Consider the following 16781-nt stretch of genomic DNA (forward strand, 5'->3'; position numbering starts at 1 on the left):
GGGTCCAGGTAAGAGCCCAAACATAACCCACTCCCCAAGGAATTGCGGACGAGTACGCGTGAAAAGCGCGACACGCCCGACCGCGGGGGTCGGTTGGCCGGCAGGTTGAGGAACCCGGATTCATCCGGATTCAGCTTGTGCGGCTGATGGTAGTTACGACTTCAAATGCTTCGGCAGCCATACAACGAGTAAGTGAACAGGGCAGCCCTAACCAGGGGAAGCACAGACTGAAAGAGAGTCAGGCGACATGGCGGGACAAAAAATCCGCATCCGGCTGAAGTCATACGACCACGAGGTCATTGACGTTTCAGCCCGGAAGATCGTTGAGACGGTCACGCGCGCAGGCGCAACTGTAGTTGGCCCCGTGCCGCTGCCGACGGAGAAGAACGTGTACTGCGTTATCCGCTCTCCGCACAAGTACAAGGACAGCCGCGAGCACTTTGAAATGCGCACGCACAAGCGTCTTATCGACATCATCGATCCCACGCCCAAGGCCGTCGACTCGCTCATGCGTCTCGACCTGCCGGCCGACGTGAACATCGAAATCAAGCTGTAGGGAGGTGCTGAGAGACTATGACCGCAACCCGTAACGTAAAGGGCCTGCTGGGCACGAAGCTCGGCATGACCCAGGTCTGGGACGAGAACAATAAGCTCATCCCCGTCACTGTGGTCCAGGCAGACTCGAACGTCATCACGCAGCTGCGCAACGCAGAGACTGATGGCTACGTCGCCGTTCAGATCGGCTACGGCCAGATCGATCCCCGCAAGGTCACCAAGCCGCTGGCTGGTCACTTTGAAAAGGCAGGCGTCACGCCTCGCCGCCACGTCGTAGAACTGCGCACCGCAGATGCTGACTCTTACGAGCTGGGCCAGGAGCTCTCCGTTGAGCTCTTCGAAGCCGGCCAGAAGATCGACGTCGTTGGCACCACCAAGGGTAAGGGCTTCGCCGGTGTTATGAAGCGTCACGGCTTCCACGGCGTTGGAGCTTCCCACGGTGCCCACAAGAACCACCGTAAGCCCGGTTCCATCGGTGGCGCATCCACCCCGAGCCGCGTCTTCAAGGGCATGAAAATGGCCGGCCGCATGGGCGCCGTGCGTCACACCACGCTGAACCTCACGGTCCACGCGGTTGACGTCGAGAAGTCGCTGCTCCTGATCAAGGGTGCCGTCCCCGGCGCCCGCGGCCAGGTCGTACTCGTACGCACCGCCGTGAAGGGAGCCTAGTTCAATGACTAGCACTGTCAAGGTTGACCTGCCTGCAGAGATCTTCGACGTTCAGACCAACGTGCCGCTGCTGCACCAGGTCGTCGTTGCCCAGCTCGCTGCTGCTCGCCAGGGTACCCACAAGACCAAGACCCGCGCCGAGGTTTCCGGTGCAGGTCGCAAGCCGTTCAAGCAGAAGGGCACCGGCCGCGCCCGTCAGGGTTCCATCCGTGCTCCTCACATGACCGGTGGTGGCATCGTCCACGGCCCGACGCCGCGTGACTACAGCCAGCGCACCCCCAAGAAGATGATTGCTGCTGCCCTGCGCGGCGCTCTCTCTGACCGCGCCCGCAACGGCCGCATCCACGTCATTGCTGAACTGGTCGCCGGCACCAAGCCGTCCTCCCGTGAAGCCCTGGCCGCGCTGCGTGGCGTCTCCGAGCGTAAGAACCTGCTCGTTGTCATCGACCGCGCCGAGGACGTTGCCGCACTGTCCGTGCGCAACCTCCAGGATGTTCACGTTCTGTACGCAGACCAGCTGAACACCTACGACGTGCTCGTTTCGGACGACGTAGTCTTCACCAACGCTGCCTACGAAGCATTCGTTGCTGGCAAGGCTGCAAAGAACGAGGAGGATGCCAAGTGAGTGCAGCCACCATCAAGGACCCGCGCGACGTCGTGCTTGCACCCGTCGTCTCGGAAAAGAGCTACGGCCTGATCGACGAGGGCAAGTACACCTTCCTGGTGGACCCCCGGTCGAACAAGACCGAGATCAAGCTGGCCGTGGAGAAGATCTTCTCCGTCAAGGTCGAATCGATCAACACCATCAACCGTGCCGGTAAGCGCAAGCGCACCAAATTCGGATGGGGTACCCGCAAGAACACCAAGCGTGCCATTGTGACCCTCAAAGAAGGCACTATCGACATCTTCGGCGGTCCGCTCGCGTAGCGGAGACCACTTTAACGAGGAAATAAATTATGGGAATCCGTAAATACAAGCCGACTACCCCGGGCCGTCGTGGCTCGAGCGTAGCGGACTTCACCGAAATCACGCGGTCGACGCCGGAAAAGTCGTTGGTACGTCCCCTCCCGAAAAAGGGTGGCCGTAACAACACCGGTAAGATCACGACCCGTCACAAGGGTGGTGGACACAAGCGCCAGTACCGTCTGATCGACTTCCGTCGCCACGACAAGGACGGCGTCAACGCCCGCGTTGCCGAAATCGAGTACGATCCGAACCGCACGGCTCGCATCGCCCTCCTGCACTACGTTGATGGCACCAAGCGTTACATCATCGCCCCGAACAAGCTGGCCCAGGGTGACACCGTGGAAGCGGGTGCCGACGCTGACATCAAGCCCGGCAACAACCTGCCGCTGCGCAACATCCCGGTCGGTACCGTTATCCACGCAGTCGAACTGCGCCCGGGTGGCGGCGCCAAGATGGGCCGCTCCGCCGGCGCATCGATCCAGCTCGTTGCCAAGGAAGGCCGCTTCGCCCAGCTGCGTCTGCCCTCCGGCGAAATCCGCAACGTTGACGTGCGCTGCCGCGCAACCGTCGGCGAGGTCGGCAACGCCGAGCAGTCGAACATCAACTGGGGCAAGGCCGGCCGTATGCGCTGGAAGGGCGTCCGCCCGACCGTCCGTGGTGTCGCCATGAACCCGGTTGACCACCCGCACGGTGGTGGTGAGGGTAAGACGTCCGGTGGGCGTAACCCCGTCAACCCCAACGGTAAGCGCGAAGGCCGCACCCGCCGTCCCAACAAAGAGAGCGACAAGCTTATTGTGCGTCGCCGTCGTACTGGCAAGAACAAGCGATAGGAGCCTGGACACATGCCACGCAGCCTGAAAAAAGGTCCTTTCGTTGACCAGCACCTCTTTGTGAAGGTAGCCAGGGAAAACGAAAAGGGCACCAAGAACGTCATCAAGACCTGGTCCCGCCGTTCGATGATCGTCCCCGACATGCTCGGCCACACGATCGCCGTGCACGACGGACGCAAGCACATCCCGGTGTTTGTCACTGAGTCGATGGTCGGGCACAAGCTCGGCGAATTCGCTCCCACGCGGACTTTCCGCGGCCATGTCAAGGACGACCGTAAGGGCAAGCGCCGCTAGGCGCCTGCGCTTACGTCAAAGACGAGAGAAGGAAAGCAATGGAAGCCAAGGCTATTGCGCGCCACATCCGCGTAACGCCTATGAAGGCCCGGCGCGTCGTCAACCTTGTTCGTGGGAAGCAAGCGAACGAGGCTCTGGCAATTCTGAAGTTTGCCCCGCAGGCAGCTTCGGAGCCGGTATTCAAGGTAGTTCAGTCGGCAATCGCCAACGCCCGGGTCCTCGCGGACCGCGACGGCGTCGCGTTTGACGAAGGTGACCTCATCATCAGCGAAGCGTTTGTTGATGAAGGCCCGACCATGAAGCGGTTCCAGCCGCGTGCCCAGGGTCGTGCATTTCAGATCAAGAAGCGCACGAGCCACATCACCGTGGTAGTCGCTACCCCGGAGAAAGAGGAGGCTCGCTAAGTGGGACAGAAAGTAAACCCGCACGGGTTCCGACTCGGCATCACCACCGATCACGTATCGCACTGGTTCGCCGACAGCACCAAGTCCGGCCAGCGGTACAAGGACTTCGTCCGTGAGGACATCCGCATCCGCCAGCTCATGTCCACGGGCATGGAGCGCGCCGGCATCGCCAAGGTTGAGATCGAGCGCACCCGCGACCGTGTCCGCGTGGACATCCACACGGCACGTCCGGGCATCGTAATCGGCCGCCGCGGCGCCGAGGCCGACCGCATCCGCGGCGAGCTCGAAAAGCTCACCGGCAAGCAGGTCCAGCTGAACATCCTCGAGGTCAAGAACCCCGAGATGGAAGCCCAGCTTGTTGCCCAGGGTGTTGCGGAGCAGCTGACTTCCCGCGTGGCGTTCCGCCGTGCGATGAAGAAGGCCATGCAGTCCGCACAGCGTGCAGGTGCCAAGGGCATCCGTATCGCGTGCTCGGGTCGACTGGGCGGCGCAGAAATGTCCCGCTCGGAGTTCTACCGCGAAGGCCGTGTGCCCCTGCACACCCTCCGCGCGAACATCGACTACGGCTTCTACGAGGCCAAGACCACCTTCGGCCGTATCGGCGTGAAGGTCTGGATCTACAAGGGTGACGTCACCGCCAAGGAACTGGCCCAGCAGGCAGCTGCTGCTCCGTCCCGCGGCCGTGGCGGCGATCGTCCGGGCCGCCCGGGTGGCGCCGACCGTGGTGACCGCCGTCGTCGTAACGACCGTCCGGCCGCTGACGCAGCACCTGCTGCCGAAGCACCGGCAGCTGAGGCGGCTCCTGCCGCTGTAGAAGGAGGACAGGCTTAAATGCTTATCCCACGTCGAGTCAAGCACCGTAAGCAGCACCACCCGGGTCGTTCCGGCGCTGCCACGGGCGGCACCGAGGTTTCGTTCGGCGAGTGGGGTATCCAGGCTCTGAGCCCGGCATACGTCACCAACCGGCAGATCGAATCCGCCCGTATCGCGATGACCCGCCACATCAAGCGTGGCGGCAAGGTCTGGATCAACATCTACCCGGACCGTCCGCTGACCAAGAAGCCGGCCGAAACCCGCATGGGTTCCGGTAAGGGTTCTCCGGAATGGTGGGTCTCAAACGTCAAGCCGGGCCGGGTTCTCTTCGAACTCTCCGGTGTTAATGAAGAGGTAGCTCGCGAGGCCCTGCGCCTGGCAATCCACAAGCTCCCGTTGAAGGCACGCATTGTGCGTCGCGAAGGTGGTGAATAGAAATGGCAGTAGGGTCGAAGGATCTCGCACCCGCACAGCTGGACGGTTTCGACAACGAGCGTCTCGTTGAAGAACTCCGCAAGTCCAAGGAAGAGCTGTTCAACCTGCGTTTCCAGTCCGCCACCGGCCAGCTGGAGAACCACGGTCGCCTGCGCGCGGTAAAGAAGGACATCGCACGCATCTACACCGTTCTCCGTGAGCGCGAGCTGGGCATTCGTGCCGAGGTTGCCGCACCGGTTGTGGAAGCCAAGGAAGAAAAGAAGTCCAAGAAGGCTGCGACCAAGAAGGCTGACAAGGCTGAAACGGTTGAGACCGAGGAGGACGCCAAGTGAGTGAAAAGGACGAGAACGTGACGGAAACTGTTTCCGACGCAGCCAAGGCTGACGAGCGCGGTTACCGTAAGACGAAGCGCGGTTACGTCGTCTCGGACAAGATGGAAAAGACCATCGTTGTCCAGGTCGAAGACCGTGTGAAGCACGCCCTCTACGGCAAGGTCATGCGCCGCAACACGAAGATCAAGGCTCACGACGAAGAGAACAGCGCCGGCATCGGCGACCTGGTGCTCCTCGCCGAGACCCGCCCGCTCTCCGCTACCAAGCGGTGGCGTCTGGTGGAGATCCTCGAGAAGGCCAAGTAACACCTGCAGCATCCCCTCCGGGACGCTGAACCGAAACCCCCGTTCCTCCTGGGAGCGGGGGTTTCGCCGTTCCCGGGACCCCTGCACCCCGCGCGAACGTACACTTCGGGCCCCTGCCCGCCGGCTCCCCAGGGCGCGAACGTACACTTGGGGCCCCGCTGCACGCCGGCTCCCGGGCCCCAAGTGCCCGTTCGCGCCTTGGGGCGGGGTGGGGGCTGGCGAGTCGCGGGCCTGAAGTGCCCGTTCGCGCTTTGGGGCGGCGTGGGGAGGGTCCCTGTGGTATGGGCCGATTCTACGGAGGGGGCCCGTCCGTGCTAAGATTTTGAGTTTGTATGGCGCCTTTCGTGTGCCATCGTCAACCTCGTAAACAATCGTGCCACGGCATAGTGCCCCCTCGCGCCCAGCGCGCCCGGGAGCAACTGTTTTTGGCACGGGCGTTTAGGCCTGGTCTGGCAAAATCCAGTCAGGTCAAGAGACACCCCGATCAACCGTTCCGCAAGGCTCATTCCGTAGCAAGATCACGGCCTGAGAACCGGCGCGACGCAAGGAGTAAATAGTGATTCAGCAGGAGTCGCGACTCAAGGTCGCCGACAACACGGGTGCTAAGGAAATCCTTACCATTCGCGTTCTCGGTGGATCCGGCCGTCGCTACGCAGGCATTGGCGACGTGATCGTCGCTACCGTCAAGGACGCAATTCCGGGCGGCAACGTAAAGAAGGGCGACGTCGTCAAGGCTGTCATCGTCCGTACCAAGAAGGAACGCCGCCGTGCGGATGGTTCCTACATCAAGTTTGACGAGAACGCAGCTGTGATCCTGAAGAACGACGGTGACCCCCGCGGTACCCGTATCTTCGGACCGGTTGGTCGTGAACTTCGCGACAAGAAGTTCATGAAGATCGTTTCGCTGGCTCCGGAGGTGCTCTAGTCCATGGCTAAGATCAAGAAGGGTGACCTCGTTCAGGTCATCACTGGCGCCAAGGCTGAGCGCGGCGGCGACCGTGGCAAGCAGGGCAAGGTTCTGCGCGTTTTCCCGGAGACCAACCGCGTGCTGGTCGAAGGCATCAACCGCGTAACCAAGCACACCCGCGTCGGTCAGTCGCAGCGCGGCACCAAGACCGGTGGCATCGAGGTCGTCGAGGCTTCAATCCACATCTCCAACGTGGCTCTGGTTGACCCGTCCACCAAGAAGCCCACCCGCGTCGGTTTCCGCACCGAGACCGTTGAGCGCAATGGCGTGAAGCGTGAAGTGCGTGTCCGCGTGGCCAAGAGCTCAGGGAAGGACATCTAATGACTGAGACTCTCGAGACTCCGGCAAGCAAGATCGTTCCTCGTCTGAAGACCAAGTACGCGGATTCCATCAAGAGCGCGCTCGTTGAGGAATTCAAGTACGAGAACGTCAACCAGGTTCCCCGTCTGGTGAAGGTCGTTGTGAACATGGGTGTTGGAGATGCCGCTAAGGACTCCAAGCTGATCGACGGCGCTGTCCGCGATCTGACCCTGATCACCGGCCAGAAGCCGCAGGTAACCAAGGCCCGCAAGTCGATCGCCCAGTTCAAACTGCGCGAAGGCATGCCGATCGGCGCGCACGCAACCCTGCGTGGCGACCGCATGTGGGAATTCCTGGACCGTCTGGTCACGCTGGCACTGCCGCGTATCCGCGACTTCCGGGGCCTCAGCGGCAAGCAGTTCGACGGCAACGGCAACTACACCTTCGGTCTGACCGAGCAGGTTATGTTCCACGAGATCGACCAGGATTCCATTGACCGCGTTCGCGGTATGGACATCACCGTCGTGACCACTGCCAAGACCGACGACGAAGGCCGCGCGCTGCTCAAGGCGCTTGGCTTCCCGTTCAAGACCGAAGACTAATCTAACTACGTAAAAGGTCCGGCTGCGCCGCTTTCCGACAGTGTTCGGGACGCCGCCGCAGCGGAAACCGTTATGAGGAAGGGCAAGAGCCCACATGACTATGACAGATCCTGTCGCAGATATGCTCACGCGTCTGCGCAACGCTAACTCGGCATACCACGATTCCGTGTCCATGCCGTACAGCAAGCTCAAGGCACGCGTTGCCGACATCCTGAAGGCCGAAGGCTTCATCGCCTCCTGGAAGGAAGAAGACGCGGAGGTTGGCAAGAAGCTGACCCTCGAGCTCAAGTTCGGTCCGAACCGCGAGCGTTCCATCGCTGGCGTTCGTCGTATTTCCAAGCCGGGTCTCCGCGTTTACGCGAAGTCCACCAACCTGCCGCACGTGCTGGGTGGCCTGGGTATCGCAATCCTGTCCACCTCTTCCGGCCTCCTGACTGACAAGCAGGCCGGCAAGAAGGGCGTGGGCGGCGAAGTCCTCGCGTACGTCTGGTAACGGGAAAGGAAGAGAATAATGTCACGTATTGGACGTCTCCCCATCACCGTTCCTGCCGGCGTTGAGGTCAAGGTTGACGGCTCTGTCGTCACCGTCAAGGGTTCCAAGGGCGAGCTGAGCCACACTGTGGCCAGCCCGATCGAGGTCACCCTGGAAGACGGCACCCTGACCGTCGCCCGCCCGAACGACGAGCGCGCCTCCCGTTCGCTGCACGGCCTGACCCGCACCCTGATCGCCAACATGATCCAGGGTGTCACCGCAGGCTACGAGAAGAAGCTTGAGATTGTCGGTACCGGTTACCGCGTCCAGGCCAAGGGTTCTGACCTGGAGTTCGCTCTGGGCTACAGCCACCCGGTCAACGTCTCGGCTCCGAACGGCATCACCTTTGCAGTAGAGACCCCGACCAAGCTCTCTGTCTCAGGCATTTCCAAGCAGCAGGTCGGCGAGGTTGCTGCCAACATTCGCAAGCTGCGGAAGCCGGACCCCTACAAGGGCAAGGGCATCCGTTACGCCGGCGAAGTCATCCGCCGCAAGGTCGGAAAGGCTGGTAAGTAACCATGGCCATCGCAATTAACAAGAAGCGTACGAACAAGAGCAAGTCTGCCCAGCGCAGCCGCCGCCAGCTTCGTATCCGCAAGCGCATCTCCGGTACGGCTGTTCGTCCGCGTCTGGTCGTCAACCGTTCCGCCCGCCACGTATTCGTCCAGGTTGTCGATGACACCAAGGGCCTGACCGTAGCGAGCGCGTCCACTCTGGAAGCCGACCTTCGTGCATTCGACGGTGACAAGACCGCCAAGGCCAAGCGCGTTGGCGAGCTCGTTGCCGAGCGTGCCAAGGCTGCAGGCATCGAAGCTGTTGTCTTCGACCGCGGTGGCAACAAGTACCACGGCCGGATCGCCGCCGTCGCCGACGGCGCACGTGAAGGTGGGCTGGCACTGTGACCGAAAATAACGAAAAGGACATTCAGGTGACTGAAGCTGTAGCTGCTCCGGCAACTGAGACCGCTGCGCCTGCTACCACCGACGACCGCCGCGGCGGTGCCCGTCGTGGTGAGCGTGGCGACCGCGGCCAGGGCCGTGGCGACCGTGGCGGCCGTGGTGGCCGTGACGGCGGCCGCGAAGCCGAGAAGAGCCAGTTCGTAGAGCGCGTCGTAACCATCAACCGTGTCTCCAAGGTCGTCAAGGGTGGTCGTCGCTTCAGCTTCACCGCTCTCGTCGTCGTCGGTGACGGCAACGGCATGGTCGGCGTCGGCTACGGCAAGGCTAAGGAAGTTCCCGCCGCCATCGCGAAGGGCGTTGAAGAAGCCAAGAAGTCCTTCTTCCGCGTTCCCCGCGTCGGCAGCACCATCCCGCACCGCGTACAGGGTGAGGCCGCCGCAGGCGTCGTCATGCTGCGTCCGGCTTCCGCCGGTACCGGTGTTATCGCCGGCGGTCCGGTCCGTGCAGTACTGGAGTGCGTGGGCATCCACGACATCCTCTCCAAGTCGCTCGGTTCCTCCAACGCCATCAACATCGTTCACGCGACTGTTGACGCGCTGAAGCGCCTCGAAGAGCCGGCATCCGTGGCAGCACGCCGCGGCCTGCCGCTGGACGAGGTTGCTCCGCAGGCCCTGGTGCGCGCACTGCTCAACCAGAAGGCAGGTGTCTGAGTCATGGCTAAGAACCTGATTCCCTCCGACGCCCAGTTGGAGATCACTCAGATCAAGTCCGCCATTGGCGGCAAGCAGAACCAGCGCGACACCCTTCGGTCCCTCGGCCTGAAGCGGATCGGACACACCGTTGTCCGCACCGCCGACGCCGTGACCGTGGGAATGCTCAACACGGTTCCGCACCTGGTAAAGGTAGAGGAGGCGAAGTAAATGGCAGAGAAGAACACCGCCGACAAGGCACAGAGCGCCGCTGAGAAGCAGAACGCACTGAAGGTTCACCACCTGCGTCCCGCCCCGGGTGCCAAGACCGCCAAGACCCGTGTTGGTCGTGGTGAAGGCTCCAAGGGTAAGACCGCCGGTCGTGGCACGAAGGGTACTGCAGCCCGCTACCAGGTCAAGGCTGGCTTTGCCGGCGGCCAGCTGCCGCTGCACATGCGCCTGCCGAAGCTGCGCGGCTTCAAGAACCCGTTCCGGGTTGAGTACCAGGTGGTAAACCTGGACAAGCTCAACGAGCTGTTCCCGGAAGGTGGCGCAGTCACCGTGGAGAACCTGGTCGAGAAGGGTGCCGTTCGCAAGAACCAGCCCGTCAAGATCCTCGGTACCGGCGATATCACCGTCAAGGTTGACGTCACCGTCCACGCATTCTCGGCCAGCGCCGCAGAAAAGATTGCCGCAGCGGGCGGCAGCACCACCGCGCTCTAAGGAGCCGGCGGGGCAAACGCCCGTTGTTGAAACTCCCGGTTCCGGGGCCCTCGGCCCTGGAACCGGGAGTTTTTTCTTGCCCCGGGGGCCCGTCGATTGTTCGCCGGGCGCATCCACCCGTTAGACTCGGTTGTTGGGTTTATTTGACCTATCTCACACGACTTTACTTATTACTCAGGAGGACGCTTGCTTAGCGCATTTGGCCGGGCCTTTCGCACGCCTGATCTGCGACGCAAGTTGTTGTTCACGCTGGGAATCATCACAATCTTTCGCTTGGGTGCCTTCATCCCCTCGCCTGGTGTGAACTACCAGAATGTCCAGCAATGTTTGCAGAACGGTCAGACCACGGGCGGGATCTACCAGCTCGTCAACCTGTTCAGCGGCGGCGCCTTGCTGCAGGTCTCGATCTTCGCGCTCGGGATCATGCCGTACATCACGGCCAGCATCATCGTCCAGCTGCTGCGCGTGGTCATTCCCCGCTTCCAGCAGCTCTACGACGAAGGCGCCTCGGGCCAGTCCAAGCTGACGCAGTACACCCGGTACCTGACCATCGCGCTGGGCCTGCTGAACGCCACGACCCTGGTGTCGCTCGCGCGTTCGGGCCAGCTGCTGCCCAACTGCCAGCTGCCGATCATTCCTGACTCCAGCATCATCACCACGATCCTCATCATCATCACCCTGACGGCCGGCACCGGCCTGATCATGTGGATGGGCGAGCTCGTGACCGAGAAGGGCGTCGGCAACGGCATGTCCCTGCTCATCTTCACCTCCATTGCCGCCGGCTTCCCGACCTCCCTCGGGGCGATCTGGAGCGCGCAGGGCCCGGGCACCTTCTTCATGGTGCTCGCCATCGGCCTGCTGACCGTGGCCCTCGTGGTCTTCGTGGAGCAGTCCCAGCGCCGCATTCCGGTCCAGTACGCCAAGCGCATGATCGGCCGCCGCACCGTGGGCGGCACCAGCACGTACATCCCGATCAAGGTGAACATGGCCGGCGTCGTGCCCGTCATCTTCGCGTCCTCGATGCTGTACCTGCCGGGCCTCATCGCGCAGTTCAACCAGCCCAAGCCCGGCGAGCCCGTGGCCCCGTGGGTCGAGTGGATCAACAACAACCTGACCCGGGGGGACCACCCGATCTACATGGCCCTGTACTTCGCCATGATTGTGTTCTTCACTTACTTCTATGTTGCGATCACTTTCAACCCTGAGGAAGTTTCTGACAACATGAAGAAGTACGGCGGCTTCATTCCGGGCATCCGTGCCGGCAAGCCGACGGCGGACTACCTGCAGTATGTGCTTTCCAGGATTACCTTGCCCGGCGCGATCTACCTGGGCTTCGTGGCCCTGATCCCGCTGATCGCCTTGGTCCTGATCAATGCCAACCAGAACTTCCCGTTCGGCGGCACCTCGATCCTGATCATGGTCGGCGTCGGTTTGGAGACCGTCAAGCAGATTGATGCGCAGCTACAGCAGCGTCACTACGAAGGGCTTTTGCGATGACGAGAATGTTGATTATCGGACCTCCCGGTTCCGGCAAGGGAACGCAGGCGGAACGCATTTCGGAGCGCCTCGGCGTCGTTGCGATCTCCACCGGCGATATTTTCCGGGCCAACGTCAAGGGTGAGACGCCGCTCGGCATCGAAGCCAAGAAGTACATGGACGCGGGGGACTTCGTTCCGGACAGCGTGACGAACAAGATGGTCCGTGACCGGCTCACCGAAGACGACGTCGAAGCGGGCTTCCTGCTCGACGGTTACCCGCGCACCACTGCGCAGGTCGACTACCTCGACGCGATCCTGGCCGACGGCGACCAGAAGCTCGATGTTGTCCTGCAGCTCACCGCCGACGACGAAGAACTGGTCAAGCGCCTCCTGGGCCGGGCCAAGGAAACCGGCCGCAGCGATGACAACGAAGCCGTCATCCGGCACCGGCTGGACCTGTACCACGGCCAGACCGAGGCCGTCGTCGGCAAGTATGCCGACCGCGGCATCCTCACCCAGGTCGACGGCATCGGCGGCATCGACGAGGTCACCGACCGTGTCATGCAGGCCATCAAAGCGGCGCAGTCCGCCTGACCGGCCCCGCCACTGCTAGAGGCTCCTCCCGCTGTGCCGGGAGGAGCCTCAGCCATTTTTCCGCAGCCCCAGCCGCTGCGGCACCACCGAAAGGACGCTGAGCATGGCATTCGGCCAGCCCCGCATTGAATACAAGACCAACGCCCAGATGCGCACGATGCACGAGGCGGGGCTGGTCCTGTCCCGTGCCCTGGATGCCGCCGTCGCCGCCGCGGCGCCCGGAGTGACCACCCGTGAACTCGACGCCGTCTTCGCCGGCGTGCTGCAGGAAGCCGGGGCGAAGTCGAACTTCCTCGGCTACCACGGCTTCCCGGCCACCATCTGCACCTCGGTGAACGAAGAGGTCGTGCACGGCATCCCCGGTGACCGGGTGCTGCACGACGGCGACATCATCTCGATCGACGGCGGTGCGATCGTGGACGGCTGGCACTCCGACTCGGCCCGGACCGTGATCGTGGGCACCGCGGATCCCGAGGACCAGCGGCTCTCCGACGTCACCGAGGCCGCCATGTGGCACGGCATCGCCGCCCTGGCCACCGGCAAGTTCGTCGGCGACATCGGCAACGCCGTCGACGACTACGTCTCCTCGGTCCCGGGCAAACCGCTGGGGATCCTGGAGGATTACGTCGGCCACGGGATCGGCTCCGAAATGCACATGCCGCCGGACGTGCTGAACTACCGGACGAACCACCGCGGCCCCAAGATCCGCCCGGGCCTGTGCCTGGCGATCGAGCCGATGCTGGTCCGCGGCAGCATCGACACCGCCGTCCTGGAGGACGACTGGACTGTCGTGACCACCGACGGGAAGCGCTCCTGCCAATGGGAGCACTCGGTCGCGGTGCACGAAAAGGGCATCTGGGTGCTGTCCGCCCCGGACGGTGGGGCAGCGAAACTGGCCCCTCTCGGCGTCGTCCCCGTCCCGATTCCCTAACGTCCCCTTGACGTCCCCGGGCAGCGCGGGCGGGCGACGATCCCCGGGCACAAAAAATCCCTGGCACTGCCGGAATACCGGCAGCGCCAGGGATTTTGCGTCCCGCGGGGGCGTCAGCTCTTCAGCTTGGGCTTGACGTCCTTCGTGTAGATGCCCTCGAGGGTGCCCTTCAGCTCCGTCATGGTGGCCTTCACGTCGCCCTGCTGGGTGAGGATCTTCGCGGCGGCCTTGGCCATCTCCTGGTCGGCGCCGGGCAGGAAGACGCGGGCGTTGTCCTGGATGCGGGTGACCGCGAGCTGGTCGATGGCCGTCTTGATCTGCGGCGTCTTGGACAGCACGGCGGACATGTCCGCGGACGTGCGCGTGGGCATGTAGCCGGTGGCGGCGGAGAACGCCGCGGTGTTCTCCGGCTCGGTCATGAACTTCAGGAACGTGGCAGCGGCCAGCTGGACCTCCTTGCTGACACCGCTCGGGATGCCGAGGCCGGCGCCGCCGGTCGGGCAGACCCCGGTTTCGTTCTTGGGTCCGCCCGGCAGGAAGCCGACGCCGACGTTGAACTTCGCCGACTTCAGAACGCCGAGCAGGGAACCGGTGGAGGCGATCGTGGTGGAGGTGATGCCGGCGGCGAAGTCGTCGGCTGCCTCCTTGGAAGAGACACCCGCCCACTTGTCCTTGTAGATCGAATCCTGGGCCCACTGCAGGGCCTCGACGGATTCAGTGGAATCGCAGTTGATGGTCCACTCGTTGGACCAGCTGCCGCCCCAGCCCCACAGGTTGTTCTGCAGGGTCCAGCCCGCGTAGCCGGCCAGGGCCGGGTAAATGTACGCGTACTGCGCCCCGGAGGCGGCCTTGAGCTTGGGAGCCCACTCGCCGAACTCCTGCCACGTCTTGGGTGCCCGGTCCGGCAGGCCGGCGGCCTTGAAGTGGTCCTTGTTGTAGTAGAAGAGCGGGGTGGAACGGCCGTAGGGGAGCGCCCACTGCTTGTCCGCGTACTTGTAGTCCGCAACGAGTGACTTCTGGAAGTCATCGACCTTGATGTCCAGCTGCTTGATCAGGCTGTCGAGGGGGATGATGTTGCCGTTGGTGTAGTAGCGGAACCACCAGACGTCGGAGAGCACGACGAGGCCCGGCAGCGCCGACTTCGCCGCTTGCGAGGTCTGGAACTTCTGCGCGATTTCCTCGTAGTTGGCCCCGGCGGTGACCAGGTTGACCTTGATCTCCGGGTACTTGGCCTGGAACTTCTCGATAATCGCCTTCTCGACATCCTGGGACTTGCCCGGGTGGTTGGTCCAGAAATCGATCGAGGAAGCCGGCTTCACGCCGCTGAAGTCGATGTCGGCCGCGCCGGACCCGGCGGTGCCGCCTCCGGTGGACGGTCCGCCGCAGGCAGCCAGGGCTGCGGCACCGGCTCCGGCGCCGGCCAGGCCAAGGAAGTGTCGGCGGTCAAGGTTTCTTGCCATGGTGGATCCTCTCAAGGGTGCTGACTTGTTGTGACGGTGGAAATGTTCGGAGACGGGCAGCCGGGCCCTAGCCCGTGACGCTGCCCTGGGTCAGGCCTGCGACGATGTAGCGCTGCAGGGCGGCGAAGACCAGCAGGATCGGCACGATGACCAGCACCGCACCGGCCATCAGAATGCCCCAGCCGGAACCGTTGCCCTCGGAGTTCTGCAGCAGGGTCAGCCCGACCGGCAGGGTCATCGTCTCCGGCCGGTCGGTGATGATCAGCGGCCAGATGTAGTCGTTCCATTCGCTGACCACGGTCACCAGGGCCACTGTGGCGATGGAAGGGCCGGAGACCGGCACGACGACCTGCCAGAGCCGCCGCCAGTGCCCGGCGCCGTCGATCTCGGCAGCCTCCAGGATGGAGCCGGGCAGCGTGAGAAAGTGCTGGCGCAGCAGGAAGGTGCCGAAGGCGGTGCCGAGGCCGGGAAGGATGATGCCCCAGAGGGTGTTCTTCCCGCCTAGGCCTGCGATCAGGATGTAGTTGGGCAGGATGGACACCTGCGGCGGCACCATGAGCGCGACCAGGATGATGATGAAAATGGCGTTCTTGAACGGAAACCGGACGAAGACGAGCGCGTAGGCGGTCAGGATGGCCAGGATGACTTTCACCGTGGAGCCCACCGTGGTGACGATCAGGCTGTTCACGAAGAACTGGGCGAACGGCACCGTCGTCATGGCGACGCGGTAGTTATCCAGGTTCACGCTCTCCGGCAGGATCTTCAGGTCGGTGGTGACAATCTCGCCGGGCTGCTTGAGGGAACTCAGCACCATCCAGAGCAGCGGAAGGACGACGACGAGCGTCGCGAGCAGGAGCGGGACGTAGCCGCCGGCGATCGTCTGCACCAGGTTGGCGCGGGACAGCGGACGCGGCCGCTGCGGCGGCGTGTCCGGCCCGGCGGCGGGTCCGGCGTTGGCGGCGGGATCGGGGTTGACGGGGGAGAGCGTGCTCACGAGTAGTGCACCTTCCGTTCGACGAACCGCACCTGGAGCACGGTGATGACCAGGAGGATGGCGAAGAGGACAACGGAGATCGAGGCGGAGTAGCCGGCCCGGTTGAAGGCGCCGAAGGCCTGGAGGTATGCCTCGTAAATCAGGGTGGACGTGCCGTTGCCCAGCGGGGTCATGATCCGGATCAGGTCGAAGGCCTGGAGGGAACTGAGCATGGTGGTGATCAGCAGGAAGAACGTGGTGGGGGAGAGCAACGGAATTGCCATGCTGACAAAGCGGCGGAACCCGCTGGCGCCGTCGAGCGACGCCGCCTCCATCACATCCTGGGGCAGCGACTGGAGCCCGGCGAGGTAGACGACGGCGCAGTAGCCGAGGTTCTTCCAGATGTAGACGATGATGACCATCACCAGGGACAGCTGCGGGTCGTTGATCCATTGCGGGCTCTCCTGGCCGATGCCGCGCAGCAGCCAGGACAGCACGCCGTAGCCGGGATCGAAGATGAACAGCCAGACCAGCCCGACGCCGACGCCGCTGAGGACGTAGGGGGCGAAGACGGCGGACCGGGCGAAGGTGGTGCCGCGGACCTTGGAGTTCAGCGCCAGGGCCACCAGCAGGCCGAGCACCATGGAGCCGCCGACGGTGACCAGCGTGAAGATGGCCGTGGTGCCGAGCACCTTCGGGGCGTCGGCGCTGGTGAAGAAGTTGATGTAGTTGTCGAAGCCGACGACGGTGGCCGAGGCGGAGCCGAGGGTCCAGTCCAGGGTGGAGTAGTAAATGTTGTTGATCAGCGGCAGGTAGGTGAACACTGCGATCAGTGCCAGGTTCGGCAGCGCCAGCGCGAGGAAAACGATAAAGTCCCGGCGTGTCCTGGCGGACCAGCGTCCCCTGCGCCGGTCCGAGGCGACGGTCCCGGCGGCAGCCGCGGGACGGTCGGTCAGTTGTCTAGTCATAGGGGTCTCTAACGGATCCGGGCCTGCAGCGGGCAGGCGGTTGGGCGGGGGATCAATAACAC

26 protein-coding genes are annotated in these 16781 nt (G+C 63.4%); 23 read left to right on the plus strand and 3 right to left on the minus strand.

Going from position 1 to position 16781, the window contains the following annotated elements:
* Positions 1-247 precede the first annotated feature (247 nt).
* The 23 genes from rpsJ to map all read left to right on the plus strand — a co-directional run bounded on the left by rpsJ (position 248) and on the right by map (position 13318).
* Positions 248-556 carry a 30S ribosomal protein S10 gene (gene rpsJ / locus ACTWLI_RS09680; protein WP_003803825.1) on the plus strand — a complete coding sequence of 103 codons (309 nt, stop codon included), beginning with the start codon at positions 248-250 and terminating at the stop codon, positions 554-556.
* Between the two features lie 17 nt (positions 557-573).
* Positions 574-1224 carry a 50S ribosomal protein L3 gene (gene rplC / locus ACTWLI_RS09685; RefSeq protein WP_003803812.1) on the plus strand — a complete coding sequence of 217 codons (651 nt, stop codon included), beginning with the start codon at positions 574-576 and terminating at the stop codon, positions 1222-1224.
* A gap of 4 nt (positions 1225-1228) precedes the next feature.
* Positions 1229-1849: a 50S ribosomal protein L4 gene (rplD, locus tag ACTWLI_RS09690; RefSeq protein WP_445153682.1), complete on the plus strand. Its 621-nt coding sequence runs from the start codon at positions 1229-1231 to the stop codon at positions 1847-1849.
* Positions 1846-2151 (plus strand): 50S ribosomal protein L23, encoded by a 306-nt coding sequence (gene rplW, locus ACTWLI_RS09695; protein WP_011692807.1) that lies wholly within the window; start codon positions 1846-1848, stop codon positions 2149-2151. The genes rplD and rplW overlap by 4 nt, the downstream gene beginning before the upstream one ends.
* Positions 2152-2180: 29 nt before the next feature.
* Complete coding sequence (rplB, locus tag ACTWLI_RS09700) at positions 2181-3020, plus strand: 50S ribosomal protein L2 (protein ID WP_056737806.1); 840 nt, start codon at positions 2181-2183, stop codon at positions 3018-3020.
* A gap of 12 nt (positions 3021-3032) precedes the next feature.
* Positions 3033-3314 (plus strand): 30S ribosomal protein S19, encoded by a 282-nt coding sequence (gene rpsS, locus ACTWLI_RS09705; protein ID WP_018773666.1) that lies wholly within the window; start codon positions 3033-3035, stop codon positions 3312-3314.
* Positions 3315-3352: 38 nt separating this feature from the next.
* On the plus strand, positions 3353-3718 hold the full coding sequence (rplV, locus tag ACTWLI_RS09710) for a 50S ribosomal protein L22 (RefSeq protein ID WP_056737807.1): 366 nt from the start codon (positions 3353-3355) through the stop codon (positions 3716-3718).
* Positions 3719-4549, plus strand: coding sequence for a 30S ribosomal protein S3 (gene rpsC, locus ACTWLI_RS09715; RefSeq protein ID WP_445153683.1), 831 nt, complete (start codon positions 3719-3721; stop codon positions 4547-4549).
* Positions 4550-4966: a 50S ribosomal protein L16 gene (gene rplP / locus ACTWLI_RS09720; protein WP_056737809.1), complete on the plus strand. Its 417-nt coding sequence runs from the start codon at positions 4550-4552 to the stop codon at positions 4964-4966.
* 2 nt (positions 4967-4968) lie between these two features.
* The gene (rpmC, locus tag ACTWLI_RS09725) at positions 4969-5298 is read left to right on the plus strand and encodes a 50S ribosomal protein L29 (RefSeq protein WP_056737810.1); all 330 of its coding nucleotides are present in this window, start codon (positions 4969-4971) and stop codon (positions 5296-5298) included.
* Positions 5295-5603 carry a 30S ribosomal protein S17 gene (rpsQ, locus tag ACTWLI_RS09730; RefSeq protein WP_056737811.1) on the plus strand — a complete coding sequence of 103 codons (309 nt, stop codon included), beginning with the start codon at positions 5295-5297 and terminating at the stop codon, positions 5601-5603. The genes rpmC and rpsQ overlap by 4 nt, the downstream gene beginning before the upstream one ends.
* A gap of 556 nt (positions 5604-6159) precedes the next feature.
* Positions 6160-6528 carry a 50S ribosomal protein L14 gene (gene rplN / locus ACTWLI_RS09735; protein ID WP_003803789.1) on the plus strand — a complete coding sequence of 123 codons (369 nt, stop codon included), beginning with the start codon at positions 6160-6162 and terminating at the stop codon, positions 6526-6528.
* Between the two features lie 3 nt (positions 6529-6531).
* A complete protein-coding gene (rplX, locus tag ACTWLI_RS09740; RefSeq protein WP_056737812.1) occupies positions 6532-6891 on the plus strand; it encodes a 50S ribosomal protein L24 in 360 nt (119 codons plus the stop codon).
* Positions 6891-7472 carry a 50S ribosomal protein L5 gene (gene rplE / locus ACTWLI_RS09745; RefSeq protein WP_056737813.1) on the plus strand — a complete coding sequence of 194 codons (582 nt, stop codon included), beginning with the start codon at positions 6891-6893 and terminating at the stop codon, positions 7470-7472. Before rplX ends, rplE begins: the two co-directional genes overlap by 1 nt.
* Positions 7473-7566: 94 nt before the next feature.
* On the plus strand, positions 7567-7965 hold the full coding sequence (gene rpsH, locus ACTWLI_RS09750) for a 30S ribosomal protein S8 (protein WP_056737814.1): 399 nt from the start codon (positions 7567-7569) through the stop codon (positions 7963-7965).
* A gap of 18 nt (positions 7966-7983) precedes the next feature.
* On the plus strand, positions 7984-8520 hold the full coding sequence (gene rplF, locus ACTWLI_RS09755) for a 50S ribosomal protein L6 (protein WP_056737815.1): 537 nt from the start codon (positions 7984-7986) through the stop codon (positions 8518-8520).
* A 2-nt stretch (positions 8521-8522) separates the two neighbouring features.
* A complete protein-coding gene (gene rplR, locus ACTWLI_RS09760; RefSeq protein ID WP_018773674.1) occupies positions 8523-8906 on the plus strand; it encodes a 50S ribosomal protein L18 in 384 nt (127 codons plus the stop codon).
* 26 nt (positions 8907-8932) lie between these two features.
* The gene (gene rpsE, locus ACTWLI_RS09765; protein WP_200947943.1) at positions 8933-9613 is read left to right on the plus strand and encodes a 30S ribosomal protein S5; all 681 of its coding nucleotides are present in this window, start codon (positions 8933-8935) and stop codon (positions 9611-9613) included.
* A gap of 3 nt (positions 9614-9616) precedes the next feature.
* Complete coding sequence (gene rpmD / locus ACTWLI_RS09770; RefSeq protein WP_056626615.1) at positions 9617-9823, plus strand: 50S ribosomal protein L30; 207 nt, start codon at positions 9617-9619, stop codon at positions 9821-9823.
* Positions 9824-10315 (plus strand): 50S ribosomal protein L15, encoded by a 492-nt coding sequence (gene rplO / locus ACTWLI_RS09775; RefSeq protein ID WP_445153684.1) that lies wholly within the window; start codon positions 9824-9826, stop codon positions 10313-10315.
* 186 nt (positions 10316-10501) lie between these two features.
* Entirely contained in the window at positions 10502-11812 is a 1311-nt protein-coding gene (gene secY, locus ACTWLI_RS09780) for a preprotein translocase subunit SecY (RefSeq protein WP_445153685.1), read from the plus strand.
* A gap of 5 nt (positions 11813-11817) precedes the next feature.
* The gene (locus tag ACTWLI_RS09785) at positions 11818-12387 is read left to right on the plus strand and encodes an adenylate kinase (protein WP_445156156.1); all 570 of its coding nucleotides are present in this window, start codon (positions 11818-11820) and stop codon (positions 12385-12387) included.
* Positions 12388-12490: 103 nt separating this feature from the next.
* Complete coding sequence (gene map / locus ACTWLI_RS09790) at positions 12491-13318, plus strand: type I methionyl aminopeptidase (protein ID WP_445153686.1); 828 nt, start codon at positions 12491-12493, stop codon at positions 13316-13318.
* A 113-nt stretch (positions 13319-13431) separates the two neighbouring features.
* On the opposite strand, the gene ACTWLI_RS09795 is transcribed toward map, so the two are convergent.
* From ACTWLI_RS09795 to ACTWLI_RS09805, 3 genes are all read right to left on the minus strand, one after another.
* Positions 13432-14778, minus strand: a complete 1347-nt coding sequence (locus tag ACTWLI_RS09795) for an ABC transporter substrate-binding protein (RefSeq protein WP_445153687.1) — start codon at positions 14776-14778, stop codon at positions 13432-13434.
* Between the two features lie 67 nt (positions 14779-14845).
* Positions 14846-15772, minus strand: a complete 927-nt coding sequence (locus ACTWLI_RS09800; protein ID WP_445153688.1) for a carbohydrate ABC transporter permease — start codon at positions 15770-15772, stop codon at positions 14846-14848.
* Positions 15769-16719 (minus strand): carbohydrate ABC transporter permease, encoded by a 951-nt coding sequence (locus ACTWLI_RS09805; protein WP_445153689.1) that lies wholly within the window; start codon positions 16717-16719, stop codon positions 15769-15771. The genes ACTWLI_RS09800 and ACTWLI_RS09805 overlap by 4 nt, the downstream gene beginning before the upstream one ends.
* Positions 16720-16781 lie beyond the last annotated feature (62 nt).

Source organism: Arthrobacter sp. Hor0625 (genome assembly GCF_052567525.1).